Source organism: Microbacterium sp. Leaf436 (assembly GCF_001424715.1).
In the GTDB taxonomy this organism is placed as follows: domain Bacteria; phylum Actinomycetota; class Actinomycetes; order Actinomycetales; family Microbacteriaceae; genus Microbacterium.
The window spans coordinates 371,205-387,003 of record NZ_LMRB01000004.1 but is presented as its reverse complement, the minus strand read 5'-3'; the positions used below and the strand labels follow the sequence as shown (position 1 = coordinate 387,003).

Here is a 15,799-nt window from a genome sequence, read left to right as displayed (position 1 = left end):
GGAGCGGCCTACGCTGGGGGGACCGCTCACACCTCCCGGAGGCCGTATGTCCACGCCGCCCCTCATCGCCGTCACCGGATCCACCGGAGCCGTGGGAGGTCGCGTCGCCCGCGACCTCGCCGCCCGCGGCATCCCGCAACGTCTGCTGGTGCGCGACGCGTCGCGCGCCCCCGCCCTGGCGGGCGCCGAGGTGCACGTGGCCCGGTATTCCGATGCGGATGCCGCCCTCGCGGCGCTGCAGGGCGTCGACACGCTCTTCATGGTCTCGGCCTCCGAGACCGCCGACCGGGTCGAGCACCACCGCACCTTCGTCGAGGCCGCCACGGCCGCGGGGGTCGGCTCGATCGTCTACACCTCGTTCTTCGCCGCCGCTCCCGACGCCGTGTTCACCCTCGGGCGGGACCACGCGGCGACCGAGGAGATCATCCGCGCCTCCGGCATGCGGTGGACGTTCCTGCGCGACAACTTCTACATGGACATGATGGAGCTCTTCGCCGGCGACGACGGGGTCATCCGGGGTCCCGCGGGCGAGGGGCGATGCTCGCTCGTCTCGCGCGCCGACGTCGCGGCCACCGCGGTGTCGGTGCTGCTCGATCCCGCCGCCCACGCTGATGTCTCGTACGACCTGACCGGCCCCGAGTCGCTGACGATGGCCGAGGTGGCCGAGAAGATCTCGGCGGTCCGCGGGCACCCGGTGCGCTTCGTCGACGAGACGATCGACGAGGCGTACGCCTCGCGAGCCGCGTTCGGCGCGCCCCGATGGCAGGTCGATGCCTGGGTGAGCACGTACACCTCGATCGCCGGCGGCGACCAGGCCGGGGTGTCCGGCGACGTCGAGCGGGTCACCGGCCGGCCGGCGCAGAGTTTCGAGGAGTTCCTCGGCGCCGTCTCCTGACGACGTGCGGGTCGGCTATGCTGGCCGCGTGCTGACCTGTCGCTGTTGTCGCTGAACGCCCTCGCGTTCTCTTTTCGACGACCCCGTCAGCCGCGCCCCCGGGCGCATCGACCCACCAGGATCCCACCGTGCGTTACGCCCAGAGCGTCGCCGACCTCGTCGGCAACACCCCCCTCGTCCGTCTGACCCGCGTCACCGGCGGCATCGCCGCCACCGTGCTGGCGAAGATCGAGTACTTCAATCCCGGCGGTTCGGCGAAAGACCGCATCGCCGCGAACATCGTCGACGCCGCCGAGCGCGACGGCTCGCTCCGCCCGGGCGGGGTGATCGTCGAACCGACCAGCGGCAACACCGGCGTCGGCCTGGCACTGGTCGCCCAGCAGCGCGGGTATCGCTGCGTGTTCGTGGTTCCCGACAAGGTCGCCGAAGACAAGCGCGCCGTGCTGCGGGCGTACGGCGCCGAGGTCGTGGTCACTCCCACGAACGTCGAGCCGGAGGACCCCCGCTCGTACTACAGCGTCTCCGACCGTCTGGTCCGCGAGATCCCGGGCGCCTTCAAGCCCAACCAGTACGGCAACCCGAACGGCCCGCGCAGCCACTACGAGACCACCGGTCCCGAGATCTGGCGCGACACCGACGGGCAGCTGACCCACTTCGTCGCCGGAGTCGGCACCGGCGGCACGATCAGCGGGTCGGGTCGGTACCTGCGCGAGGTCGCCGGCGACGGCGTGCGGATCGTCGGGGTCGACCCGGTGGGCTCGATCTACTCGGGCGGCGACATCCACGGCTACGACGTCGAGGGGGTCGGCGAAGATTTCTGGCCGACGGCCTTCGACCCCACCGTGGTCGACGCGTACGAGCGCGTCTCCGACGCCGAGTCGTTCGCCATGACGCGGCGCCTCGCCCGAGAAGAAGGCCTCCTCGTGGGCGGCTCCAGCGGCATGGCCGTGGTCGGCGCCCTCCGCGTCGCGCGCGATCTCCCCGCCGATGCCGTTGTCGTCGTGATCCTCCCCGACCACGGACGCGGGTATCTCAGCAAGATCTTCGACGACGACTGGATGATCCAGCGCGGCTACGACGTTGCACCCGTGGCATCCCTTCTTCCGACCCCCACCGAGGAGCACTCCGCATGAGCACCCACGACGCCGCCCGCGGCTTCGACAGTCTCGCCGTCCACGCGGGCCAGGCGCCCGACGAGACCACGGGAGCGGTCATCCCGCCCCTTCACGTCTCGACCACCTTCGCCCAGGACGGCATCGGCGGACTCCGCGGCGGCTACGAGTACGGCCGCAGCGGCAACCCCACGCGAACGGCGCTCGAGACGCAGATCGCCGCCCTCGAGGGCGCGACCCGCGCGCTGTCGTTCGCTTCGGGCCTCGCCGGCGAAGACGCCCTGCTGCGCGCGGCCCTCGTGCCCGGCGACGAGGTGCTGCTCGGCAACGACGTCTACGGCGGCACGTACCGTCTGCTCGCCCGCGTGCTCGGGCCGTGGGGCGTGAAGCTGCGCGTGGTCGACATGAGCGACCTGGATGCCGTGGCGGCGGCGATCGAGGAACGCGCGCCCCGCATGGTCTGGGTCGAGACTCCCAGCAACCCGATGCTGCGCATCACCGACATCGCGGGTCTCGCCCGCCTCGGCCACGCGGCCGGCGCGATCGTCGTCGTCGACAACACCTTCGCCTCGCCCGCGCTGCAGCGCCCGCTCTCGCTGGGCGCCGACGTCGTGGTGCACTCCGCGACCAAGTACCTCGGCGGGCACAGCGACGTCGTGGGCGGGGCCCTCGCCTTCGCCGATGCCGCCCTGGCCGAGAAGGTGCAGTTCCTGCAGTTCGCCGCCGGCGCGGTCTCGGGCCCGTTCGACGCGTACCTGACCACCCGCGGCATCAAGACCCTCGCCGTGCGCATGCAGCGTCACAGCTCCAACGCGCAGGCGGTGGCCGAGCACCTCGCCGGCCACGACCGCGTCGCGAAGGTGTACTACCCCGGACTCCCGTCGCACCCCGGGCACGAGCTCGCGGCGCGGCAGATGAGCGGCTTCGGGGGCATCGTGTCACTGGCCCTGGCCGACGGTGCGGCTGCTCGCCGCTTCGCCGAGTCCACGCGTCTGTTCACGCTCGCGGAGTCGCTGGGCGGGGTCGAGTCGCTGGTGAACTACCCGGATGCCATGACCCACGCCTCGGTGCGCGGAACCGAACTCGCCGTGCCCGACACGATCGTGCGGTTGTCGGTCGGCATCGAGTCGGTCGAGGACCTCGTGGCCGACGTGGATCGGGCGCTCGCCGCGCTCTGACCCCCGTGCGGTGCGTGAGGTGCCCATGTGCATCGTCGAAGCGACGAACATGGGCACCTCACGCGCGTGGGTGGCGGGGTCAGCGCTCGGCGCGGGCGAGGTTCTGCGTCAGCTTCTCGGCGGTCTGGCGCACGACGTACGCCGGCTGGTCGCGCTCGACGCGCCAGCTCTCGCTGAGCGGTCCGACGTTGACGGTGTCGAAGCCGAACTCGTCGTAGATGCGGGTCACGAGCGCGACCGCCTCGTCGGAGTCACCCGAGGTGGCGAGGGCGCGGCGCCCCTCGGTGCCGGCGGGGGAGCCGTCGGTGAGGATGTCGGCCGCGGGAATGTGGTTGAACGCCTTCACGACGGTCGACTGGGGAAGGTGCTCCTGAAGCATCTGCGAGGTCGTCGTCTGCTTCTCGTCGAGAGCCGCGATGTGGCCGTCGCGCTCGAAGTAGTAGTTGTTGGTGTCGAGCACGGTCTTGCCGGCCAGGGGTGCGACGGGCACGTCGGTGTACGCCTTCAGGGGAACGGTCACCACGACGATGTCGCCGGCTTCGGCCGCTTCCTGGGCGGTCGCGGCGCGCGCGCGGTCGCCGACGGCGGCGACGAGGTCGGTGAGGGTCTCGGGACCGCGTGAGTTGGCGATGACGACGTCGTAGCCGTTCTTCGCGAACCCCTTCGCGAGGGCCGAGCCGATGTGTCCTGCTCCGATGATTCCTACTGTTGTCATGCTGACCGGCAACTGCTCGAGCGCCGCACGCATTCCCGGGCGGGGGTCGCCTGACCATCAGCGGACTAAATAATTAGCAGCTCTAGATATCCGTGTCAACGGGTCCGCGTGCCGACATCAGGCCCAATAACGTCCTTCTTGTCGCACCCTCGCGAATGAGGTCGCCGGCCGGTGTTCGGGTCACCGTCCTGCTGGACCTGCGAGGGCGACGGCCCCCGGTGGACGCGGCTTCGGACCACCGGGGGCCGCTTTCTTTCCCGGTGACGGTCGTCGGAGTCCTGACCACGAGGTGGAAGACTGGTGCGTCGGCGAGGGTCCCCTCCCTCCCGTCCCGTTCGAGGAGCCGCATCCGTGACCACCGCCACGCGCCCACCGCACACCGCCCGTTTCTTCGCCGTGTGCATCGGGGTCGGTCTTCTCGCGGGCCTCATGTCGGGCCTGTTCGGTGTCGGCGGCGGCACGGTCATCGTGCCCCTGCTCGTGCTGCTGCTCGGCTTCGACCAACGCCTCGCCGCCGGCACTTCTCTCGCGGCCATCGTGCCGACCGCCTCGGTCGGCGTGATCACCTACGCGGTCGACGGGCACGTCGCGTGGCTGCCGGCGCTGATCCTCGCCGCGGGCGCCGTGGTCGGTGCGCAGATCGGCACGTGGCTCCTGCCGAAGCTGTCGCAGACGGCTCTGCGATGGTCGTTCGTGGTGTTCCTCCTCGCCGTGATCGTCAGCCTGTACTTCGTCATCCCCTCGCGCGACGCCGAGCTGGTGCTCACCTGGGTCACCGGGCCCGGGCTCGTCGTCCTGGGTGTGGTCACCGGCATCCTGGCCGGACTGCTCGGGGTGGGGGGCGGCATCATCGTCGTCCCCGCGCTGTTGCTGCTGTTCGGCACGAGCGACCTGATCGCGAAGGGCACCTCGCTGCTCATGATGATCCCGACCGCGATCTCGGGCACCGTCGGCAACCTGCGCCGTCGCAACGTCGATCTCGTCGCCGCCGTGTGCGTCGGTGCCGCCGCGTGCGCGACGACCGCCGTGGGGGCGCAGATCGCGAAGGCCGTCGACCCCTTCGTCGCCAACGTGCTGTTCTCGATCTTCCTCGTCTTCATCGCCTCGCAGATCGCGGTCAAGGCCGTGCGCGGGCGTCACCAGCGCTGAGCTCGATCGACCGCTCCGAGCGGGACGTTCGCCGAGCGCGGCCGACGCCCCGCCGTAGACTTGCCCCGTGCCCGTGAACCCCGAACTCGTCGGTCGAGCCTTCGCGCCGACCGCTCCCTATCTGGTCGGCCGTGAAAAGGTGCGCGAGTTCGCGCGTGCCGTTTTCGCCGACGCCCCGCAGCATTCCGACCCCGACGCCGCGCGCGCGCTCGGCTACGCCGACGTGGTCGCGCCGCCGACGTTCGCGATGGTCGTGCAGGACCTCACTCTCCAGCAGCTGCTCGGCGACCCCGACTCCGGCATCGAGCTGTCGCGCCTCGTGCACGCGGAACAGCGATTCCGCTACACGCGCCCGATCGTGGCGGGCGACGAGCTCGTCGCGACGCTGTCGGTCACCGGCATCCGTTCGATGGGGGGCAACGCCATGATCACCAGCGAGGCCGAGATCGTGGATGCCGCAGGCGCTCACGTGGTGACCACGACCAGCATCCTTCTCGCCGGGGAGGCCGGAGCATGAGCGGCTTCACCGTCGGCGAGGTCATCGCCGAACGCTCGGTCCACCTCACGCGCGAGTCGCTCGTGCGGTACGCGGGAGCGTCGGGCGACTTCAACCCCATCCACTACCGCGACGACATCGCCACCGCCGTCGGGCTCCCGGGCGTGCTCGCGCACGGCATGCTCACGATGGGGATCGCCGTCGGCACGCTCGCCGAGGCTCTCGGCGACAGCGGACGCATCGCCGAGTACGGCGTGCGCTTCACGCGTCCCGTCGTCGTCGACCCCGAGACCGGCGCCGACCTGCACATCAGCGCCAAGGTGGGCGCCGTCGACGACGAGATCGCCCGCATCGACCTCACTGTGACGTTCGCCGAGACCACCGTGCTCGGCAAGGCGCAGGTGCGGGTGCGGGTGTCCTGATGCCCGACGTCGTTCCGATCCCCCTGTCGCAGCTCACGACGCTGCGGACCGGCGGTGCCCCCGCCCGCATGATCGAGGCGACCACCGCAGAAGAGCTGATCGCCAGCCTGCGCGCGGTGTGGGCCGACCGTGAGGCGTGGTTCGTGATCGGCGGCGGGTCGAACCTGTTCGTCGGCGACGACGCGTTCGAAGGCACCGTCATCCGCGTGCGCACCACCGGCGTCGAGGAGCTCCCCGGTTCGGGCCCCGACACGGTGCGCGTGCGCGTGCAGGCGGGCCATGACTGGGACGCCCTGGTCGCCGAGACCGTCGAGCGGGGCCTCGCGGGCATCGAGGCCATGTCGGGCATCCCCGGCACGGTCGGTGCCGCCCCCGTGCAGAACATCGGGGCCTACGGTCAGGAGATCGTGCAGACCCTCGTCGAGGTCGAGCTGATCGACGAGTCCACCGGTGAGGTGTCGGTCGTTCCCGCGTCCGAGCTGGGGCTCGGATTTCGCACCTCGGTGCTGAAGCAGCACTACGGCTCGGTGCCGGATCGTTCCGCGGTGATCCTGTCGGTCACCCTCGAACTCGAGCGCGTCGGCGACGGCGAGCGACCGATCACCGGTGAGCAGCTGCGCAACGCCCTGGGGCTCGAGGAGCGCGACGCGGTGTCGTTGCGCTGGATCCGCGATCACGTGCTCGCGACCCGTGCCCGCAAGGGCATGGTGCTCGACGCCGAAGACCCCGACACCTGGAGCGCGGGCTCGTTCTTCCAGAACGCGATCGTGTCGCAGTCCTTCGCGCGGACCCTCCCCGCGGGGTGTCCCCGGTGGCCGATGACCCCGGTGCTCGACCCGGTGACCGTGATCCCGCTCGCCGCGTTCGACGGCATCCTGCCCCCGCCGCCCGTGGAGCGGCACGAGGTCAAGGTGAGCGCCGCGTGGCTGATCGAGAACGCAGGTCTCGGCCGCGGGTTCCGTTTCCCCCGCTCGCGGGCCGGCCTGTCGACCAAGCACACCCTGGCGCTCACGAACCGCGGCGAGGCGACGGCCGCCGAGATCGCGGAGCTCGCCCGTTTCGTGCAGGGCCGCGTGCAGTCCGAGTTCGGACTGCTGCTGCAGCCCGAGCCGGTGCTGGTCAACGTCGAGCTGTAGCCGGCTCGGCGGCGCGAGGTCGGTATCGGCCGGCCCCCGGGGCGCGTGACGGAGGGAGGAGCGGGGACAAGGGGAGGACGGATCGCGCATTGCGATCCTCCGCCGGTCCCTGCTCCTCCGCTCGTCACGCCCGACGGCGCCCCGACGTCAGGAGAACAGGCGCTGGAGGCGCTGGACGCCCTCGAGAAGCTGCTCGTCGCCGAGCGCATACGACAGGCGCAGGTAGCCGCTGGGGCCGAAGGCCTCGCCGGGCACCACGGCCACCTCGGCCTGCTCGAGGATGAGGTCGGCGAGCTCGAGCGAGGTGGTCGGAGTGACCCCGCCCCACTCGCGGTTCAGCAGCCCCTGCACGTCGGGGTAGACGTAGAACGCGCCGAGCGGGTTGGGCACCTCGACGCCGTCGATCTTCGACAGCTCCGACACGATCAGCCGACGACGACGGTCGAACGCCGCGCGGAACTGCTCGACCTCGTCCTGCGGACCGTTGAGGGCCGCGGCGGCCGCGCGCTGGGCGACGTTGTTGACGTTGCTCGAGAGGTGCGACTGCAGGTTGGCGGCGAGCTTGATGGCATCGGCCGGTCCGACCATCCAGCCCACGCGCCACCCGGTCATGGCGTAGGTCTTGGCGACACCGTTGAGCAGGATCGTCTGCTCGGCGAGCTCGGGCACGGCCTCGACGATCGAGACCGCGCGGACGCCCTCGTACGTGAGGTTCTGGTAGATCTCGTCGGTGATCACCCAGATGCCGTGCTCGAGAGCCCAGCGGCCGATCTCGGCGGTCTCTTCGGGCGTGTAGACCGAACCGGTCGGGTTCGACGGCGACACGAACACCAGCACCGTGGTCTTGTCGGTGCGGGCGGCCTCGAGCTGGGCGACCGTGACCTTGTAGTCCTGGTCGGCGCCGGCGAACACCTCGACGGGCGTGCCGTCGGCCAGCGCGATCGCCTCGGGGTACGTGGTCCAGTACGGCGCGGGCAGCAGCACCTCGTCGCCGGGGTTCACCACGGTCTGGAACGCCTGGTACACGGCCTGCTTGCCGCCGTTGGTCACGACGACCTGCGTGGGGGCGACCTGCAGCCCCGAGTCGCGCAGGGTCTTGGCCGCGATGGCCTCGCGCAGCACCGGGAGTCCGGCGGCGGGGGTGTAGCGGTAGTTCGCGGGGTTCTGGAGCGCCTCGGCCGCGGCATCGACGATGAACGAGGGGGTGGCGAAGTCGGGCTCGCCCGCGGCATACGAGATGACCGGTCGGCCGGCGGCCTGGAGGGCCTTGGCCTTCGCGTCGACCTTGAGGGTCGCGGACTCGGCGATGGCGGACAGCTTGCGGGAGAGCGGGGCGCGGGAAGTCACGGTCCGAGCCTACTGTTCGCGCCCGCGCCCGACGAGAGGTGTGACGGCCCGCGATGGTCGCCTCCGCCGGGAGCGGGGCCGCCTCGTCGGACTCCGGATGCCGAGCCCCCGACGCCCGCGCACAGACCACACCCGCGCGCGGTCAGGCGCGGGCGCGCGCGTGGGCTAGCGTGGCGGGCGTGACAGCAGAACCCCTGGCGCCCCCGCGTATCCACCGTCGCGCGATCGGGGCCCTGCTGAAGCTGGGCCTGGCCAGCCTCATCGTCGGTGTCGCCACCGGTCTCGCCGTGCTCCTTCTCGTGTGGATCGTGCACACGATCGAGCACCTCGTCTGGGGCCACGGAGAGGGACCGTTCCTCGACGGTCTGGCGATGCCCGCCGTGTGGTGGCTGCCGATCGTCACGGTCGGCGGGGCCGGGGTCGTGGCGGCGCTCGGGTGGTACCTGCTCCGTCGCTTCGGACGCAAGCTCGCCACCGTCGAGCAGGGCGTCGACGGCGCGCACATGCCGTGGTGGGAGACACTCGCCGACACGGTCATCCAGGTGACCTCGGTGGCCCTGGGCGCCTCGATCGGCAAAGAAGTCGCCCCCCGCGAGCTCTCGGCGATGGCGGGCTCGAAGGTGGTCCGCTGGTTCGGTCTCGATGCCCGGTGGGCCCGCATCCTCATCGCCGCCGCCGCCGGTGCGGGCCTCGCTGCCGTCTACAACGTGCCGCTGGCGGGGGCGCTGTTCACGCTCGAGATCCTGCTCGCGCAGTTCAGCGTCGGGGCGGCGGTCGTCGCCCTCTCGGTGAGCGCGATCGCGACCTTCGTGGCTCGTCCGCTCGTGGGCGACGCGTCGCTGTACCACGTGGCATCCGTCGAGGTGAACCCCTCGCTCGTGGTCGCGGCCCTGCTCATCGGTCCGCTGATGGGGTGGGGGGCGACGAGCTTCGCGACGGTCACGAAGAAGCTCGCGCGCTTCCGTCCCACCGGCTGGAAGCTGCTGGTCGTCCTGCCCCTGACCTTCGCCGCGGTCGGCGCGGTGGGGGCGTTCTTCCCGTTGATCCTCGGCAACGGTCGAGCGCTCGCCACGGCGGGGTTCGACCTGTCGCAGCCCGCGCTGATCCTGTTGCTGCTCGCCCTGCTCAAGTACGTCGCCACGACCGTGTCGCTCGGCTCGGGCGCGATCGGCGGCACCCTTCAGCCCTCCGTGGCGATCGGGGCGGCGCTGGGGGCCGCGGCCGCGGCCGGGTGGGCATTCGTCTGGCCCGGAGCCGACGGCACGGCGCTGGCGATCGTCGCGGCGGCGGCGTTCCTGGCATCCAACATGCGTGCCCCCTTCACCGCGATCGCGCTGGTCATCGAGTTCACCGACACCGGTTTCACCCTGCTGCTGCCGATCTTCCTCGCGGTCGCGGGGTCGCTCGCCGCGTCGCGCCTGTCGTCGCGTGCGGGGCTGCGCCGCTTCGCGCCGATCGACCCGGCGCGTCCCTGAACCCGCGCGTCGCGCCGCGTCCGTCTCCACCGGTGTACGGCGATGCGCCCCTCCCGCGTGGGCGGAAGGGGCGCATGAACCCGGGCGTCAGTCGAGGTACTTCGCGTACGCCGGCAGGGTGAGGAACGCCGGGAACTCCGCGCGCAGCGCCACCTCGCGGAACACCTCGGCGGCGTCGTCGAAGCGGTCGCCGTCGACGCGGTGCGCGTCGTCGAGCACCTCGGTCACCAACTGCTCGACGAACGACCGGGTGATCGCCGTGCCGTCGTCGGTCACGCGGTCCTGGTGGATCCACTGCCAGATCTGCGAGCGCGAGATCTCGGCGGTGGCGGCGTCTTCCATGAGGTCGTCGATCGCGACGGCCCCGAGGCCCCGCAGCCACGCCTCGATGTAGCGGATGGCCACCGAGACGTTGCCCCGCACCCCCGCCGTGGTGATCGGCAGGCCGATGCGCAGATCCAGCAGGTCGGCGGGCTCGACCTGCACCTCTTCGCGCAGGCGGTGGAGCTGATTCGATCCGTCGCCGAACGCGGCGTCGAACTCGGCGCGCGCCACCGGGATGAGGTCGGGGTGCGCCACCCAGGTGCCGTCGAAGCCGTCTGCGGCTTCGCGACGCTTGTCGGCGGCGACCTTCTCGAACGCGGCCTCGGTCACCTCGGGGCGACGCCGGTTGGGGATGAACGCGCTCATGCCGCCGATCGCATACGCGCCTCGCTTGTGGCAGGTCTGCACGAGCAGCTCGGTGTAGGCGCGCATGAACGGCACCGTCATGGTCACGTCGCTCCGCCCCGGGAGCACGAAGCGCGCCCCGCGGCCGCGGTAGGTCTTGATGATCGAGAAGATGTAGTCCCATCGCCCGGCGTTCAGGCCCGCGCAGTGGTCGCGGAGCGCGAACAGGATCTCCTCCATCTCGAACGCCGCGGGCAGGGTCTCGATGAGCACCGTGGCGCGGATGGTGCCGTGCGCGAGGCCCAGTCGCTGCTCGGTGAACGTGAACACGTCGTCCCAGAGCCGGGCCTCCTCGGCCGACTCGATCTTCGGCAGGTAGAAGTACGGTCCCCGGCCCGCGGCGATCAGCGCGTGGGCGTTGTGGAACACGTACAGGCCGTAATCGACGAGAGAACCGGATGCCGGCAGCTCGCGGCCGGAGCGGTCGATGAACGTCACGTGCTTCTCGGGCAGGTGCCACCCGCGCGGGCGCATCACGATCGTCGGCGTGCGCGCGGCGGTGACCTCGTAGCGCTTGCCCTCGGCACTGGTGAACGACAGCTGTCCGCGGATCGCGTCGAACAGCGAAAGCTGCCCGCCGAGGACGTTCCGCCAGGTGGGGCTCGTGGCGTCCTCCTGGTCGGCGAGCCAGACGCGGGCGCCGGAGTTCAACGCGTTGATCGTCATCTTCGGGTCGGTGGGTCCGGTGATCTCGACGCGGCGGTCTTCGAGCCCCGGTCCCGCCCCGGCCACGCGCCACGACGGGTCGTCGCGGATGTGCGCGGTGTCGGCGCGGAAGTGGGGGTCGTCGCCCGTGCCGATCTCGAAGCGGCGACGCAGGCGCGCGGCGAGCCGGTCGTGACGACGGCGGGCGAAGCGGTCGTGCAGCTCGGTGAGGAAAGCGAGAGCGGCGGGGGTGAGGATCTCGCCGTCGCGTCCGTCGAGGGGCCGCTCGAGGCGCAGGTGCGGGGCGGATGCCGGAGGTGCCGGCATCCGGGATCCCTCGGTGTGCGTGGTCGGCGGGGGAGAGGTGAGGAGGGTCATGGTCCTGGCTTTCTGTGCGTTCCCCCGTCGTCCCTCTCCGCTGTCCTTCTCCACCGTCCCTCTCGGGTCGGTGAAGCCGTTGAGTGTCCAGAACACGCCGCAAAGGACGCGGCCGTTACGGCGGGTCTTGGACACTCAACGGGGATGCGGGGACGGGGATGGGGACGGGAGGCGAAGGGGTGGGGGTCAGTGGAACTGGGCGGTCTCGGTGGAGCCCGCGAGGGCGAGGGTGGCGCTGTCGGGGTTGAGCGCGGTGGAGACGACGTCGAAGTAGCCGGTCCCGGCCTCGCGCTGGTGGCGCGTGGCCGTGTACCCGTGGGCTTCGGCGGCGAACTCGGCCTCCTGCAGCTCGACGTACGCGCTCATGGCGCGTTCGGCGTAGCCGCGGGCGAGGTCGAACATCGAGTGGTTCACGGCGTGGAAGCCGGCCAGCGTGATGAACTGGAAGGCGTAGCCGAGAGCGGCCAGGTCGGCCTGGAACGTGGCGATCTGCTCGTCGTCGAGGTGGCGCTTCCAGTTGAAGCTCGGCGAGCAGTTGTAGGCGAGCTTCTTGCCCGGGTAGCGGGCGTGGATCGCCTCGGCGAAGCGACGCGCGAGCTCGATGTCGGGCTCGCCCGTTTCGACCCAGAGCAGGTCGGCGTAGGGCGCGAAGGCGAGGCCGCGCGCGATGACCGACTCGAGCCCCGGTCGCACCTGGTAGAAGCCCTCGCTCGTGCGTTCGCCGGTGAGGAAATCCGCGTCGCGCGGGTCGACGTCGCTGGTGAGCAGGTCGGCGGCCAACGCGTCGGTGCGTGCGATGATCACGGTCGGCACGCCCGCGACGTCGGCGGCGAGACGCGCGGCGTTCAGGGTGCGGATGTGCTGCTGGATCGGCACGAGCACCTTGCCGCCGAGGTGGCCGCACTTCTTCTCGCTGGCGAGCTGGTCCTCCCAGTGGATGCCGGCGGCCCCCGCCTGGATCAGCGACTGCGCGAGCTCGTAGGCGTTCAGCGGGCCGCCGAAGCCGGCCTCGGCGTCGGCGACGATCGGCGCGAGCCAGTCCCGGGTGATCTGCCCCTCGGCGCGCTCGATCTGGTCCTGTCGCAGCAGCGCGTTGTTGATGCGCCGCACGACCGCGGGCACGCTGTTGGCGGGGTAGAGGCTCTGGTCGGGGTAGGTCTGGCCCGCGAGGTTGCCATCGGCGGCGACCTGCCAGCCCGACAGGTAGATGGCCTTGAGGCCGGCGCGCACCTGCTGCACGGCCTGCCCGCCGGTGTAGGCGCCGAGGGCGCGAACGTACTCCTCGGTGTGGATGAGGTTCCAGAGGTTCTCGGCTCCGCGGCGGGCGAGGGTGGACTCCTCGCGGACGCTTCCGCGGAGGCGGACGACGTCGTCCGCCGAGAACGTGCGCTCGATGCCGTCCCAGCGGGGATCGTTCTCCCACGCGGTGCGGATCTCGTCGGCGGTCTCGGTCTGGTCGCCGGGGCGCAGGGGCTGCGGGGCGGGGGTGGCCTGGATCGTCATGAGCGTTCTCCTTCGGATGCCGGGGCTGCGGTGCCCCGTGGAGACCACTGTCCGCGAAGAACAACCCCGCCAATCGAAGTTTCTCGTGTGAAGATCGCGCGATCTTCTGTTCCAGTGAGAACATGGCGCATGGACACCGGCGTCTCCGCTTCTTCAACACCCCTCCCGTTCGACGATGACGAGGTGGACACCCTCACCATCGGCCGACGCATCCGCCAGCTGCGCACCGCTCGCGGCATGACGCTCGACGACCTGGCCGCCGCGGTCGGTCGCGCGCCGAGCCAGATGTCGATGATCGAGAACGGCCGCCGCGAGGCCAAGCTCACCCTGCTGCAGGCGATCGCCCGGGCGGTGGGATGCACGCTCGACCAGATCCTGGATGCCGAGCCGCTCGACCCGCGCGCGACGCTGGAGCTGTCGGTGGAGCGCGCGATGCGCGGGCCCACCTTCCAGGCGCTGGGCATCGCCCCCTTCCGCGTCGCACGCGCGGTCCCCGACGAGGTGCTCGCGGCGATGCTGACGCTTCAGGGCGAGATCGAACGCCTCCGCGAGGAGCGGTCGGCGACGCCCGAGGAGGCGCGTCGGGCGAACGTCGCTCTTCGTCGTCTCATGCGCACGCAGGACAACCATTTCCCCGAGCTGGAGCGGGTGGCATCCGAGATGCTCGAGGCGATCGAGCACCCCGGCGGTCCCCTCACGCAGCGCGGCGCAAGCGACATCGCCGCGCACCTCGGCTTCTCGCTGCACTACGTGCCCGACCTGCCCTCGTCGACGCGGAGCATCGCGGATGCCAAGAACGGGCGGCTCTACCTCTCGACCACGGTCGCGAAGGGCGACCCGCGCGCGGCGGTGCTGCAGGCTCTGTCGAGCCGCATGCTCGGCCACGGCGAGCCGACGAGCTACGACGAGTTCCTCCGCCAGCGGGTAGAGACGAACTACCTGACCGGGGCGCTGCTCATGCCCGAGGCGCACGTCGTGCCGGCGCTGCGCGAAGCGAAGGAGCGGCGCACGATCAGCATCGAAGACCTGCGCGACGCCTACTCGGTGTCATACGAGACCGCCGCGCATCGCTTCACCAACCTCGCGACGGTGCACCTCGGCATCCGGGTGCACTTCCTCAAGGTGCACGAGTCGGGCACCATCACGAAGGCGTACGAGAACGACGACGTGAACTTCCCCACCGACCGGCTGGGCTCGATCGAGGGGCAGATGTGCTGCCGACGCTGGACGAGCCGCGTGGTTTTCGACGAAGACGACCTCTTCAATCCGTACTACCAGTACACCGACACCGGCAACGGCACGTACTGGTGCACCGCGCGCGTGGAGCAGTCGAGCGAGGGGGCGCACTCGGTCAGCGTGGGCGTGCGCTTCGACGACACGAAATGGTTCCGCGGACGAGACACCCCCAACCGCGGGGTCTCGCGGCACGCGGTCGAGACGTGCTGCCGCCGCGCCCCGGCCGACCTCGAGGCTGCGTGGCGCGACAAGGCCTGGCCGAACGTGCGCACCCCGCGGACGCTGCTGGCGACCCTGCCGATCGGAGCGTTCCCCGGCGTCGACACGACGGAGTTGTACGAGTTCCTGGAGGCGCACGCGCCGCGGGGGTGAGGTGGGGTTCGCGGCGCTGGTGCGGTGTGCCCGTGCCGTGTGCCCGTGTGCGCAACGGCGGGGCTTCTCGGTGTCACGCCGGGGTGGGATGCCGGTGGGTCGGCGTGTCGGTGATTGTCCCGCCGTTGTGCTCGGTGCCGTGTGCCGTGTGCCGTGTGCCGTGTGCGCAACGGCGGGGCTTCTCGGTGAGACGCCAGGGTGGGATGCCGGTGGGTCGGCGTGTCGGTGATTGTCCCGCCGTTGTGCTCGGGGTCGGGGCGCCGGGGCGCGGACAAGCCCAGTGCCCGGAAGGACCGGGACGTCAGCGGGCCAGGTGGAGGCCGCGTTCCACGTAGGCCATGATCGCCCGTTCCACCGTGGGCCAGTCGTGGACCACGAGGGCGTAGTCGAACCGCAGGGAGACGAAGCCCCACGCGGCCGCATGAGCGTCGCGCCGCAGGTCGCGGTGCCTGTTCGCGGTGCCCTCGTGGTTGCCCGCTCCGTCGATCTCGACGATGAGGGCGTCGCCGATGAGCAGGTCGACGCGGCCGACCGAGATGATGTGCATCTGGGTTCGCACCGGGAGGTTTCTGTGCCTCAGTCGCCACCGGACGATCGACTCGAGGCCGCTGTCGGCGTCGGACCGCGCGAAGTCGAGCGCGTCGCGCGCGAGGTCGCTCGTATGGCTCCGCAGCCACGTCTTCCCCGACGACGTCAGCATGCCGAGGCGGAGGGCGGACTCCACGGAGACGAAGAACTCCTCGACTCCCCGGCACCGCAGGATCTGGCGCAGGATGCGCGGGACCGACGGCAGAGCGAAGGCGTGTCCGGGGGCGGCATCGTCCCAGTGCAGACGACAGGTGCACTCGTCGTGGGCGTACGCGTGGCCTCCTCCGCGCATCCAGACGTGGATCGGTTGTTCCGCGGCGAGAGTCCACAGCCCGAGGTGCCTCGCCGCGGTGACGCACGCCGCTCGCCCTCCGTGGAGTGCCGCGGTCACGACGGGCGCGCAGGCCCCGCGCTCCGCATAGA

General features: G+C 71.1%; 14 protein-coding genes. 9 read left to right on the top strand and 5 right to left on the bottom strand.

Translation table 11 applies throughout. The features are described from left to right. The first annotated feature begins 46 nt into the window (after positions 1–46). The 3 genes from ASG45_RS14115 to ASG45_RS14105 all read left to right on the top strand — a co-directional run bounded on the left by ASG45_RS14115 (position 47) and on the right by ASG45_RS14105 (position 3,185). Positions 47–895, top strand: coding sequence for an SDR family oxidoreductase (locus tag ASG45_RS14115; RefSeq protein ID WP_055838933.1), 849 nt, complete (start codon positions 47–49; stop codon positions 893–895). Between the two features lie 128 nt (positions 896–1,023). Then, complete coding sequence (locus ASG45_RS14110) at positions 1,024–2,028, top strand: pyridoxal-phosphate dependent enzyme (RefSeq protein WP_055838931.1); 1,005 nt, start codon at positions 1,024–1,026, stop codon at positions 2,026–2,028. Beyond that, positions 2,025–3,185 (top strand): cystathionine gamma-synthase, encoded by a 1,161-nt coding sequence (locus ASG45_RS14105; protein WP_055838927.1) that lies wholly within the window; start codon positions 2,025–2,027, stop codon positions 3,183–3,185. Before ASG45_RS14110 ends, ASG45_RS14105 begins: the two co-directional genes overlap by 4 nt. Before the next feature lie 79 nt (positions 3,186–3,264). Here ASG45_RS14105 and ASG45_RS14100 read toward each other — a convergent pair whose 3' ends face one another. Continuing rightward, on the bottom strand, positions 3,265–3,933 hold the full coding sequence (locus ASG45_RS14100) for an NADPH-dependent F420 reductase (RefSeq protein WP_268773564.1): 669 nt from the start codon (positions 3,931–3,933) through the stop codon (positions 3,265–3,267). 318 nt (positions 3,934–4,251) lie between these two features. Here ASG45_RS14100 and ASG45_RS14095 point away from each other — a divergent pair, with 318 nt between their 5' ends. From ASG45_RS14095 to ASG45_RS14080, 4 genes are all read left to right on the top strand, one after another. Beyond that, positions 4,252–5,049, top strand: a complete 798-nt coding sequence (locus ASG45_RS14095; protein WP_055838922.1) for a sulfite exporter TauE/SafE family protein — start codon at positions 4,252–4,254, stop codon at positions 5,047–5,049. A gap of 67 nt (positions 5,050–5,116) precedes the next feature. After that, positions 5,117–5,566, top strand: a complete 450-nt coding sequence (locus tag ASG45_RS14090) for an FAS1-like dehydratase domain-containing protein (protein ID WP_055838919.1) — start codon at positions 5,117–5,119, stop codon at positions 5,564–5,566. Further along, the gene (locus tag ASG45_RS14085) at positions 5,563–5,967 is read left to right on the top strand and encodes a MaoC/PaaZ C-terminal domain-containing protein (protein WP_055838916.1); all 405 of its coding nucleotides are present in this window, start codon (positions 5,563–5,565) and stop codon (positions 5,965–5,967) included. The genes ASG45_RS14090 and ASG45_RS14085 overlap by 4 nt, the downstream gene beginning before the upstream one ends. After that, positions 5,967–7,103 (top strand): UDP-N-acetylmuramate dehydrogenase, encoded by a 1,137-nt coding sequence (locus ASG45_RS14080; protein WP_055838913.1) that lies wholly within the window; start codon positions 5,967–5,969, stop codon positions 7,101–7,103. Before ASG45_RS14085 ends, ASG45_RS14080 begins: the two co-directional genes overlap by 1 nt. Positions 7,104–7,250: 147 nt before the next feature. On the opposite strand, the gene ASG45_RS14075 is transcribed toward ASG45_RS14080, so the two are convergent. Then, positions 7,251–8,450, bottom strand: a complete 1,200-nt coding sequence (locus ASG45_RS14075; protein WP_055838909.1) for a pyridoxal phosphate-dependent aminotransferase — start codon at positions 8,448–8,450, stop codon at positions 7,251–7,253. 179 nt (positions 8,451–8,629) lie between these two features. On the opposite strand from ASG45_RS14075, the gene ASG45_RS14070 reads away from it, so the two are divergent. Next, positions 8,630–9,925, top strand: a complete 1,296-nt coding sequence (locus ASG45_RS14070; protein WP_055838907.1) for a chloride channel protein — start codon at positions 8,630–8,632, stop codon at positions 9,923–9,925. Between the two features lie 87 nt (positions 9,926–10,012). Here ASG45_RS14070 and aceB read toward each other — a convergent pair whose 3' ends face one another. Together aceB and aceA are read right to left on the bottom strand one after the other, a co-directional pair. After that, positions 10,013–11,626, bottom strand: coding sequence for a malate synthase A (gene aceB / locus ASG45_RS14065; RefSeq protein WP_055838903.1), 1,614 nt, complete (start codon positions 11,624–11,626; stop codon positions 10,013–10,015). Positions 11,627–11,863: 237 nt separating this feature from the next. After that, a complete protein-coding gene (aceA, locus tag ASG45_RS14060; protein ID WP_055838899.1) occupies positions 11,864–13,180 on the bottom strand; it encodes an isocitrate lyase in 1,317 nt (438 codons plus the stop codon). 129 nt (positions 13,181–13,309) lie between these two features. Between aceA and ASG45_RS14055 the strand changes: the two genes are divergently transcribed. Continuing rightward, the gene (locus ASG45_RS14055) at positions 13,310–14,788 is read left to right on the top strand and encodes a helix-turn-helix transcriptional regulator (protein ID WP_055838897.1); all 1,479 of its coding nucleotides are present in this window, start codon (positions 13,310–13,312) and stop codon (positions 14,786–14,788) included. A 301-nt stretch (positions 14,789–15,089) separates the two neighbouring features. On the opposite strand, the gene ASG45_RS14050 is transcribed toward ASG45_RS14055, so the two are convergent. Next, positions 15,090–15,668 carry an endonuclease domain-containing protein gene (locus ASG45_RS14050; RefSeq protein WP_235561630.1) on the bottom strand — a complete coding sequence of 193 codons (579 nt, stop codon included), beginning with the start codon at positions 15,666–15,668 and terminating at the stop codon, positions 15,090–15,092. Positions 15,669–15,799: the final 131 nt, after the last annotated feature.

Excerpts from the sequence above, each read along its gene's own strand:
- ASG45_RS14105 (WP_055838927.1), top strand. The coding sequence starts at position 2,025 with ATGAGCACCCACGACGCCGCCCGCGGCTTCGACAGTCTCGCCGTCCAC.
- aceB (WP_055838903.1), bottom strand. The coding sequence starts at position 11,626 with ATGCCGGCACCTCCGGCATCCGCCCCGCACCTGCGCCTCGAGCGGCCC.
- ASG45_RS14100 (WP_268773564.1), bottom strand. The coding sequence starts at position 3,933 with ATGCGTGCGGCGCTCGAGCAGTTGCCGGTCAGCATGACAACAGTAGGA.
- ASG45_RS14080 (WP_055838913.1), top strand. The coding sequence starts at position 5,967 with ATGCCCGACGTCGTTCCGATCCCCCTGTCGCAGCTCACGACGCTGCGG.
- ASG45_RS14115 (WP_055838933.1), top strand. The coding sequence starts at position 47 with ATGTCCACGCCGCCCCTCATCGCCGTCACCGGATCCACCGGAGCCGTG.
- aceA (WP_055838899.1), bottom strand. The coding sequence starts at position 13,180 with ATGACGATCCAGGCCACCCCCGCCCCGCAGCCCCTGCGCCCCGGCGAC.
- ASG45_RS14085 (WP_055838916.1), top strand. The coding sequence starts at position 5,563 with ATGAGCGGCTTCACCGTCGGCGAGGTCATCGCCGAACGCTCGGTCCAC.
- ASG45_RS14050 (WP_235561630.1), bottom strand. The coding sequence starts at position 15,668 with ATGCGCGGAGGAGGCCACGCGTACGCCCACGACGAGTGCACCTGTCGT.
- ASG45_RS14055 (WP_055838897.1), top strand. The coding sequence starts at position 13,310 with ATGGACACCGGCGTCTCCGCTTCTTCAACACCCCTCCCGTTCGACGAT.